This window comes from Streptococcus danieliae (assembly GCF_013415245.1).
Lineage (GTDB): Bacteria > Bacillota > Bacilli > Lactobacillales > Streptococcaceae > Streptococcus > Streptococcus danieliae_A.
The window spans coordinates 1-1,499 of the sequence record NZ_JACBXX010000027.1; the positions used below are offsets into that span (position 1 = coordinate 1).

The window sequence follows — 1,499 nt, forward strand, 5'->3', positions numbered from 1 at the left end:
TGAATTCCTGAAGTCTGTAAAATCAAATGCAGATTATAATTTGGTTCAAGTGCTGAAATTATTGGTTTTTCAACGTATTCTGAATCCAGATAGTAAACTAGCCACTTATTCTTCTCAAGTAGACTTATTTGGGGATTGGGAAGTCACTTTAAACGCTATCTATCGTTCCTTGGATAAACTGAATGAACTAAAGGAAGATCTCCAACTTCATCTACACAAAGAGGTTTGTAGGATGACCAAGCGAGAAGCTCGCCTTGTTTTCTACGATGTCACCAATTATTATTTTGAGACAGATATTCCCGATGAAGCTCTTGTTTCAGAAGAAGGGGAGATCCTAAAAGAAGGACTACGTAGACGAGGGCCGAGTAAGGAACATCGACCGAAACCTATTGTGCAACTTGGACTTTTTATGGATTCGAATGGTATTCCCATTAGCTACAAGCTCTTTCGAGGAAATCAAACGGACCCTGTGACCTACCTTCCAGCAGTAAGAGAAGTCAAAAAGCAGTTTGGAATTGAGCGCATTATTGTTGTTGCAGATAAAGCCATGAATAGTACAACCAATGTTTCAGAAATGCTTAACCAAGAAGATGGTTGGTTGTTTTCACAAAAACACCGTGGTCGCAGCGGTGCCCCTAAAGATATTCAAGAACATATCTTAAATCCAGAAGATTGGGAGTTTAATAAAGAACTCACTTTCGCTAAAAAATCATATATTCGAGAAAGAAAATTAGGGAAGGGAAAAGGTTCTCCACTCGTAAAGGAGAAAGTTCTGATTACCTGGTCTAAGAAGTACGCTGATCGAGAACGGATTCGTCGTGAAGGTGCATTAGAGTATGCCAGTCATTTAACCAATGCGGAACTCTTTCGGCGAACCAGTAAAAAAGGTGGAAAGAAGTATCTAGAACTCCACTACCTAGATAAGGAAACAGGTGAAGTGAAACCCTACTCCCCCCTTATCACGATTGACCAAAAACAAGCTGACTTTGATGCTCAGTTTGATGGTGTGAATGTACTTGTAACAAGTGAGATTGAGATGTCTGACGAAGAAATGTTGGATGCTTATAAAGAACTAGCTAAAATCGAAGATTGTTTCCGTGTTACAAAGACAGAATTAGAAAGCAGACCAGTCTATGTTTGGACAGAGAACCATATTCAAGCTCATTTTCTTACTTGTTTCATAGCGCTTGTTCACCTTCGTCTTCTTCAACATCAGATTGGATGGAAGATGAGCCCAGAGAGAGTGGTCAATGCCTTGAATAGCGCTAAAGCAAGCAGGTTACAAGACAATTACTACCGTCTTCAAGAAAGTCCTGATATGCAAAGACTTAACAAGCTCCTTGGTATTGAATGGACTAAAGGCTTTGTCAAATTTGAAGAGCTAAAAAACTACGCTAAGGCTCCATATACAACACCCAAATAAGAAAAAAGACTAGCCAAATCCCTTGGGGCACAAGGGGTTAGCTGGTCTTTGTCTATTTTTAGGTGATAAAGTCGGG

The 1,499-nt window shown here is 39.8% G+C and carries 1 protein-coding gene; it reads left to right on the top strand.

Translation table 11 applies throughout. The features are described from left to right. Positions 1-1,423 (top strand): IS1634 family transposase (locus HZY94_RS00545; protein WP_179924515.1); only part of this gene is annotated, 1,423 nt, incomplete at its 5' end. Positions 1,424-1,499 lie beyond the last annotated feature (76 nt).